This window comes from Lutibacter litoralis (assembly GCF_014646675.1).
GTDB classification, from domain to species: Bacteria; Bacteroidota; Bacteroidia; order Flavobacteriales; family Flavobacteriaceae; genus Lutibacter; species Lutibacter litoralis.
In genome coordinates this window covers 324,620-332,269 of the sequence record NZ_BMNS01000005.1, presented here as the reverse complement: position 1 = coordinate 332,269, position 7,650 = coordinate 324,620, and the positions used below count along the sequence as shown (strand labels likewise).

Genomic DNA, 7,650 nt, shown 5'->3' with positions numbered 1-7,650 from the left:
GGAACACCTATAAATTATATTGGTAAGGCTTCATTGTTTAATCCTCCTTTTGGATTTATTTTTAAAAATCTCGGTGGAACGCCTGTAAATAGGAGTGAAAGCACGAATAAAGTACAAGCAATTGTTGACGTATTTAATGAAAATGAAAAATTTATTTTGTCATTATCACCAGAAGGAACCCGAAAAAAAATTGACCCTTGGAAAACAGGTTTTTATTATATTGCTAAAGGCGCAAATGTTCCTATTGTTATGGCAACGTTAGATTTCGGAAATAAACAAGTCAAAATATCAGAGCCTTATTCTTTAACAGAAGATATTGGAAAAGATTTTGAGCATTTTTATTCCTATTATAGAGGTGTAAAAGGCAAAATACCTGAGAATTTTAACTTGTAAGTGTAAGCTGGCTTTATACTTATTGTTGGTTTAAAACACTTCGACTCCACTTAGTAATCAGATTAATTTCTGGATTCCTCTGCGAAGTCGAAGTATAGGTTAACTAAAATTTAATCTTTTAGACAACCTCTATTTTACTATTCTATTAAAAAAGAATTTTACCCTTTATAAAATGGCAATCTAACAATAGTTGCAGGAATTGCTTTTTTACGAACTTGAATAAAAATTTCTGTATCTCTTTTGGCGTATTCTTTGGCAACATAACCCATTCCAATTCCTTTTTTAAGTGAAGGGCTCATAGTACCTGATGTTACAGTTCCAATTACAGTTCCATTTTCTGTAACAATTTCATAGCCTTGACGTGGAATTCCTTTTTCAGAAATTTCAAAGGCTATTAATTTTTTTGTTACTCCTTCTTCTTTTTGTTTTTTTAATGCTTCAGAGTTTACAAAATCTTTAGTGAATTTTGTAATCCACCCCAAACCAGCTTCAATAGGTGAAGTGGTGTCATCTATGTCATTTCCATACAAACAGAATCCCATTTCTAAGCGCAAAGTATCACGAGCAGCCAATCCAATTGGTTTAATTCCAAATTCAGCTCCGGCTTTAAAAACTGCATTCCAAACAGCTTCTGCATCTTTATTTTTTATATAAATTTCAAATCCACCAGAACCTGTATAGCCAGTTGCAGAAACAATTACATCTTTACAACCAGCAAATTCACCAATTTTAAAAGTATAATAAACCATAGTTGAAAGATCAATATCTGTAAGCGATTGTAGTGCTTCAGAGGCTTTTGGACCTTGCACAGCTAATAAGGAATAGTCATCAGAAGCATTTATCATTTCAACACCTAAGTCGTTATGTTGCGAAATCCACTTCCAATCTTTTTCAATATTAGAAGCATTTACAACAAGCATAAATTTTTTATCTGAAATTCTGTAGACTAATAAATCATCAACTATTCCACCATCATTATTTGGCAAACAACTGTATTGAATTTTACCATCAACAAGCTTAGAAGCATCGTTACTAGTAACTTTTTGAATTAAAGCCAATGCATTTTCTCCTTCTAGAAAAAACTCTCCCATATGGGAAACGTCAAAAACACCTACGCTATTTCTTACTGTTTCGTGTTCAATGTTAATTCCTTCATATTGCACAGGCATATTATAACCTGCAAATGGTACCATTTTAGCACCTAATTTTTCATGTATGTGAGTTAAAGCAGTATTTTTCATTATGAACTATTTTAGTTTTGCGAAATTAATAAAATATCAGTTGATAAATTAGTATTAATTTACCTTATTATAAACCTAAATTTGAGACTTTAATTTAAAATTAAAGTTGTGTTCTTTTTATTTTATATACAAACTATTAGAACGATTTAAATAGCTCTAATTAGTTCTTTTTTAAGTGATTTACTAATTTTAGTTATAATTTAGAATCATTTTAAGTAATTTTTTAGTTAAAAGAATCAAATTTATTCATAAATTTATAACAACTATAAATAAAATTATGAGTACTAACGGAATAAAATACACAGTTAATTTAAGTTTTGAAGAAATAAAATTACCTCCTTTTGAAGAAATGTTAGTTTTAGGTAAAAATTCTCCCCACGGAAAACAAGGAGTTTCAAAATCTTTTGATCTGTTAATCCCAAATGGTTTCACCATTATTGAAACAAATCATGAAAATGTAGATTGCGTATTTGTTAATAAGAGAATTTTAACAAAAATGCCAAAAGAAAAAATATTGAAGATATTACAAAACAATGTATTTCCCCATGTTTCTGAGCAAGAAATTTTAAAAGTTGATTTTAAAGTTAAAGTTTCTCGTAAAATTGTTGAGGAAGATTAATTATAAAATTAATCATGAAAATTGAGCATTTAATACGAAAAGATTTTTTAACAGTAAATCCTTTTTATGGTGTAAAGTCAATAAAAAAGGATTTGTTAAAAAGACGTGCGCTTGTTGTTCAAGATCAAAACCAGTTTTATGGAGTTTTAACACCAAATGATATACTTACAAACTCTAAAGTTTTAGTAATTGATTGTGTGTCAATTAAAAAGTTAGTTAATTTTGAGCAATCTGTAAAAGAAGTTTTATCTGAAATGGATGTTTCTAATGTAGATGTATTACCAGTTGGAAAAGATGGTAATTTCATAGGATTGGTCTTTAAAAAGGAACTTTATAATTATGTGTCAGAATATAATTTAGAGTTAGAAACAATTATTAAAGAACGAACAAATGAACTAAAGAGAGCATTGGAAACTAGAGATTTATTGTTTTCTATAATTGCTCATGATTTAAAAAGTCCATTTAATGTTATTTTAGGGTTTTCAGATCTATTAAAAAATAACTTGCGCAACTATAGAATTGAAAAATCTGAAATTTTAATTAATCAAATGAATGCTCAAGCGAAAAGAACACATAACTTACTTGAAAACCTACTAAATTGGTCGAGAAATCAATCTAAAAAGTTAGTGCTTAACCATACTTACTTTAACATTGGAGCTGTTATAGACGGAATAATAGATGAACTTAAAGAGTCAGCTCTAATTAAAAATATTACTTTAAGAAGTTTTTATCCAGAAAATTTAAATGTAAATGCAGATAAAAACATGATGGAAGTAATTTTAAGAAATCTTATCTTAAATGCAATTAAATTTACTGAAAATAATGGATTGGTGGAAGTATACGCAATGGTTTTTGATAAAGATATTGAGATAACAGTTTCAGATTCAGGTATAGGAGTAGAGGATAGAAATAAAATTAAAATATTTACTATAGACAACAATAAAGTCAAATTAGGAACAGCAAATGAAAAGGGAAGTGGTTTAGGCTTGGTTGTTTGTAAAGATTTTGTTGAGAGCCATCATGGTAAAATATGGGTTGAAGATAATAAAGATAAAGGTAGTTTATTTAAATTTACACTACCAACTCAAGTATTTAAAGATTCTAGTTTTAAACCCAGAAATAAACCAATTATTAAAATTGAAGAATAATTATTTCAGTATAGTTATTATTTATATTAGACCAACTATAAAACTTTTCTACTTGTTTTATTGAGATTTTAACCAACTGCTTAATTTTGTTGAATTATAAATAGTTTATTAAACTAAAATATTCTTTTTTATTCTATTAAAATGTTTTCAAAAATTAGATTTTAATTTGTTTTATAGTATTTAAATCAATTATAGATTGCTTTTATGATTTTGCTATATTTGAGTTTCAATAAAACTAATAATTTATTTAAATATGAAATTAAACAATACATTTTTAGTATTTTTCTTTGTCTTTTTAACAAGTTTTTCTCAGAACAATGAACTTCCTCAAGATTATTTAACAAAAGATTTTCATAAAGATAGAAGGGAGCAACTTAGAAAAAAAATGCCGAATAATAGTGTTGCTGTTTTTTTTGCAAATGCCGTTAGAAATAGAGCTAATGATGTAGATTATGTATACCATCAAGATCCAAATTTTTATTATTTAACAGGGTATAAGGAGCCACACGCAATGGTTTTAATTTTTAAAGAAAATCAGAATGTTCAAGGTAAAACATTTAATGAAGTTTTATTTGTGCAAGAACGAAGCGAAAATGCAGAAATGTGGACTGGAACTCGATTAGGAGTGCTAGGAGCGCAAGATCAATTAGGTTTTAGAGTTGCCTATAATGGAAGGGAATTTAAAAGTTATGCTATTGATTTTTCTAAATTTGATAAAATTTTATTCTATAATTTTAAAAATGATGTGAGAGATTCTAAAGATGATGCCGATTTGTATGATTTAATAAAAACATTTAAAGAAAAAGTATCTTTCGATTTAATTCAATTAAAGAACCCAGCTGGTGACAATATGCATAGGGAAACTAAAAAAAGAATAGATACTCCATTATTAAAAGGATTCATGGCTTCTTTGCGTGAAATTAAAACCAAAGAAGAATTGGTGTTGTTAAAAAAAGCTATTGAAATATCCGCAATCGGACAATTGGAAATAATGAAAGCAATGCATCCAACTATGTCAGAAACGGAAGCGCAAGGTGTGCACGAATTTGTTTATAAAAAATACGGAGCAGAATATGAAGGATACCCTTCAATTGTTGGAGCTGGAAATAATGGCTGTATTTTACATTATGTAGATAATAATAAAACATTAATTGGTGATAACAATTTGATTTTAATGGATTTAGGGGCTGAATATCATGGGTATACTGCTGATGTAACAAGAACAATTCCTGCAAATGGAAAGTTTTCTCCCGAACAAAAACTGATTTACGATTTGGTCTTTAAAGCCCAGGAAGCTGGAATTGCAGCATATAAAATTGGAACTAAAATGGACAAGCCAAATGCAATTGCAAAAAAAATAATAAACAAAGGTTTGGCTGATTTGGGAATTATTGCTTCTGAAAAAACAAGGCATTCCTATTTTCCACACGGAACTTCACATCATATAGGTTTAGATGTCCATGATCCTGGTAATTATAAAAAGTTTGAAGAAAATATGGTAGTTACAATGGAGCCAGGGATTTATATTCCAAATGGTAGCGATTGCGATGAAAAATGGTGGGGGATTGGTGTTCGAATTGAAGATGATATCTTAGTTACAAAAGAAGGTCCAGTAAATTTATCTGCAATGGCCCCAAGAACATCCTCAGCAATTGAAGCAACAATGAAACTTCCAAGTGTATTAGATAGTTTTGTGTTACCAAAATTAGATTGATTTTTAACTTATTAAAAGCTGAATTATGCTAAATTCAAATTACATGAAACGAGCAATATTAGAAAGTAAGCACTTAACAAAATGAATAATAGCAAACAGCATATACTGCTGAAAAGTAATAAAGACGTATGAAAATTCAAATGCATAAATTTAATTCCGTAAAACAATCAATGCTTTTTTTAGGAGTTTGTTTGTTTATTTTTTCTTGTGAATTGGAAAAAGAGTTTAGCTCTATTAAACCTATTAATTGGGAAAAAAGAGCTATTGATTTAAATAAAAAAGACACACTTACCTCTGGACAAACTTATTTGTCAGTGTATTCTCAAATATACAGTGGTACAGAGCATAGAACACATAATTTAACGGTTACCGTTAGTATGAAAAATATTAATTTAAACGACTCTGTGTATATTGAAGAAGCAACTTATTTTGACACCAAAGGAGATTTAATTAGAACTTATTTTACTAAACCTATTTATTTAGCACCATTAGAAACTGTTGAAATTGTAATTGATGAAGTTGATAAACACGGAGGGACTGGTGCAAATTTTGTTTTTGATTGGAAAAAGAAATCAACTGTAAACGATCCTCATTTTGAAAGCGTTATGATTTCGACTTCCGGCCAACAAGGAATTTCTTTTACTTCGCAGGGAATTAAAATTGAATAATTAGTTGAAGTGAGTTAGTTTGGTTTTTAGTTTTATTATTTCTACAAAAAAGAAACTTAATTAGGTTACTATTTTCTGAAAATAGCTTTTTTTTAATTTATATGAATTAAAAGTTAGTTTAAAAAACGATAGAATTTTACTTTCAAAGTTCTTTTAAAAACAATTAATTAACTTTTTTTATAGTTTTTTTTAGGAATGTTTTCACTTAAAAAAGTGATAATTAGTCTTGATTTTTTACAATTAATATATTTTTTACTAAAATTAATTACTTATTGCAGAAAATTACTAACCCTTATAATATGCAACAAATGACTGTTTTACCTAATAAATGGTATGTTTTTTACAACAAATGGTAATTTTTATGTTTTTTTCTTGGTTTGTATGTTTATATTATATATATTTGATGTATAAATTAAAACAATTAAAAAATTATAGACCCAAAAAAATAAATTAACCCCAAAACTTTAACCCCAATAAAAATAAATCAACCCTAATTACTTTACCCCAAAACCCCAAAAACCCCAAAAAGATGAAAACTTCAATTTTTAATCTATCCTTTCTATTTCTTTTATCAACTATCTTATTTTCATGCTCCGCAGAAGATGATGGTATCTATTTTAATGAAAACAAAGAAGTAGTAAATACTGCCAGTGTTAGTTATTCTGATATAGAATATGAAATTTTAGACCTAGTGAATGCTCATAGAGCAGATTTAGGCTTAACAACACTTGTTAATTTAAATGTAATTTCAGTAGAAGCAGATGTGCATACAGACTATATGATTAAAACTAATTCTGTTAATCACGACAATTTTAACAAAAGAGCGGAAAATTTAATGACTAATGCAGGAGCTAAAATTGTAGGAGAAAATGTAGCTTATGGATTTAGTTCGGCTCAAGGTGTTTTTAATGGCTGGTTGAAGAGCGATGAGCATAGAAAAATTATTGAAAACCCAAGTTATACTCATTTTGGTATTTCAACGAATACAAATTCCCAAAACAGAAACTATTTCACTCAAATTTTTATTGAAAAGTAAGAATTAATAAACCTATTTTTTTAACCCCTAGAAATTTAAATTATGAAATCAACCTCAAAAAAGTTAACAGCCTTAGATTCTCATTTAAAGCTTATTAAAAGTAATTCGGAAAGCAAAAAGCCTAACAAAAAAGTTATCAATAGGATTTACATTAATACATTAATGCCTGATTTTAAGTATGTCAATCATTTAGGAGAATTAATTACACCTAAAAAATGTGTTTTGTTATAGGTTAAAATTAAAAGTTGTCCCCGCAACGTTAGTTTATTCAAAACCAACATTAGTTGTCCTCACAATGGTAGTTTAAATAATATTTAGTCGTTCCCACAACGTTAGTATTAAAGAGTAATTGTGTGTCCCCACAACGGTAGTTTAAAGAATAATTAGTTGTCCCCACAACGATAGAAATAAAAGAACAATTTTGTGTCCCCACAACGGTTGTTATTAAAAACTAAAAATGTAGTCCTCACAACTATAATAATTTACAAAAAAAGAATCACAGTACTAATTCTATTCAGAATTAAAAAAATCAATTTTTTTTATAGTAAAATCATTTTCAAGTTTACCTTGAATAAAACTTTTTTTTGGGAAAATTAGGGAAGTCTATGTGCAATTGTAAGGGGTTACAATATTGTAATAATGGCTTCCCTTATTTATTATAAGAAAATTTAATAGTGTTTGTTAGTTCATTTAAGTTTGTATAGTTTCAAGCAAAAAGTTAAAAGTTTTCAAAAACACCCAACCCAAATAAGGCAAAATCGTATTTAACAGGATCATTTTTATCCATTTTTCTAAGTGATGTATCTAATTCATTTAAAGCTTTAGCATCAT

9 protein-coding genes are annotated in these 7,650 nt (G+C 28.0%); 7 read left to right on the top strand and 2 right to left on the bottom strand.

Going from position 1 to position 7,650, the window contains the following annotated elements:
• The coding region (locus tag IEW75_RS09910; protein ID WP_229714430.1) for a 1-acyl-sn-glycerol-3-phosphate acyltransferase at positions 1 to 393 on the top strand (393 nt) is incomplete at its 5' end.
• Between the two features lie 158 nt (positions 394 to 551).
• Here IEW75_RS09910 and gcvT read toward each other — a convergent pair.
• Positions 552 to 1,634: a glycine cleavage system aminomethyltransferase GcvT gene (gcvT, locus tag IEW75_RS09905; RefSeq protein WP_134246634.1), complete on the bottom strand. Its 1,083-nt coding sequence runs from the start codon at positions 1,632 to 1,634 to the stop codon at positions 552 to 554.
• 277 nt (positions 1,635 to 1,911) lie between these two features.
• On the opposite strand from gcvT, the gene IEW75_RS09900 reads away from it, so the two are divergent.
• The 6 genes from IEW75_RS09900 (at position 1,912) to IEW75_RS09875 (ending at position 7,050) form a co-directional block, all read left to right on the top strand.
• A complete protein-coding gene (locus tag IEW75_RS09900; RefSeq protein ID WP_134246635.1) occupies positions 1,912 to 2,253 on the top strand; it encodes a hypothetical protein in 342 nt (113 codons plus the stop codon).
• 14 nt (positions 2,254 to 2,267) lie between these two features.
• On the top strand, positions 2,268 to 3,401 hold the full coding sequence (locus IEW75_RS09895; RefSeq protein WP_134246636.1) for an ATP-binding protein: 1,134 nt from the start codon (positions 2,268 to 2,270) through the stop codon (positions 3,399 to 3,401).
• A 253-nt stretch (positions 3,402 to 3,654) separates the two neighbouring features.
• Positions 3,655 to 5,115: an aminopeptidase P N-terminal domain-containing protein gene (locus IEW75_RS09890; RefSeq protein ID WP_134246637.1), complete on the top strand. Its 1,461-nt coding sequence runs from the start codon at positions 3,655 to 3,657 to the stop codon at positions 5,113 to 5,115.
• A gap of 128 nt (positions 5,116 to 5,243) precedes the next feature.
• Complete coding sequence (locus tag IEW75_RS09885; RefSeq protein WP_229714429.1) at positions 5,244 to 5,783, top strand: DUF3124 domain-containing protein; 540 nt, start codon at positions 5,244 to 5,246, stop codon at positions 5,781 to 5,783.
• A 529-nt stretch (positions 5,784 to 6,312) separates the two neighbouring features.
• Positions 6,313 to 6,819: a CAP domain-containing protein gene (locus IEW75_RS09880; RefSeq protein WP_134246638.1), complete on the top strand. Its 507-nt coding sequence runs from the start codon at positions 6,313 to 6,315 to the stop codon at positions 6,817 to 6,819.
• Positions 6,820 to 6,861: 42 nt separating this feature from the next.
• Positions 6,862 to 7,050: a hypothetical protein gene (locus IEW75_RS09875; RefSeq protein WP_134246639.1), complete on the top strand. Its 189-nt coding sequence runs from the start codon at positions 6,862 to 6,864 to the stop codon at positions 7,048 to 7,050.
• A gap of 487 nt (positions 7,051 to 7,537) precedes the next feature.
• Here the strand turns inward: IEW75_RS09875 and IEW75_RS09870 are convergent.
• On the bottom strand, positions 7,538 to 7,650 hold a 113-nt coding region (locus IEW75_RS09870), incomplete at its 5' end, for a DUF2400 family protein (protein ID WP_188704034.1).

What these genes read in the sequence shown, in the direction of transcription:
- gcvT (WP_134246634.1), bottom strand. Translation starts at nt 1,634, where the DNA reads ATGAAAAATACTGCTTTAACTCACATACATGAAAAATTAGGTGCTAAA.
- IEW75_RS09900 (WP_134246635.1), top strand. Translation starts at nt 1,912, where the DNA reads ATGAGTACTAACGGAATAAAATACACAGTTAATTTAAGTTTTGAAGAA.
- IEW75_RS09875 (WP_134246639.1), top strand. Translation starts at nt 6,862, where the DNA reads ATGAAATCAACCTCAAAAAAGTTAACAGCCTTAGATTCTCATTTAAAG.
- IEW75_RS09890 (WP_134246637.1), top strand. Translation starts at nt 3,655, where the DNA reads ATGAAATTAAACAATACATTTTTAGTATTTTTCTTTGTCTTTTTAACA.
- IEW75_RS09885 (WP_229714429.1), top strand. Translation starts at nt 5,244, where the DNA reads ATGAAAATTCAAATGCATAAATTTAATTCCGTAAAACAATCAATGCTT.
- IEW75_RS09895 (WP_134246636.1), top strand. Translation starts at nt 2,268, where the DNA reads ATGAAAATTGAGCATTTAATACGAAAAGATTTTTTAACAGTAAATCCT.
- IEW75_RS09880 (WP_134246638.1), top strand. Translation starts at nt 6,313, where the DNA reads ATGAAAACTTCAATTTTTAATCTATCCTTTCTATTTCTTTTATCAACT.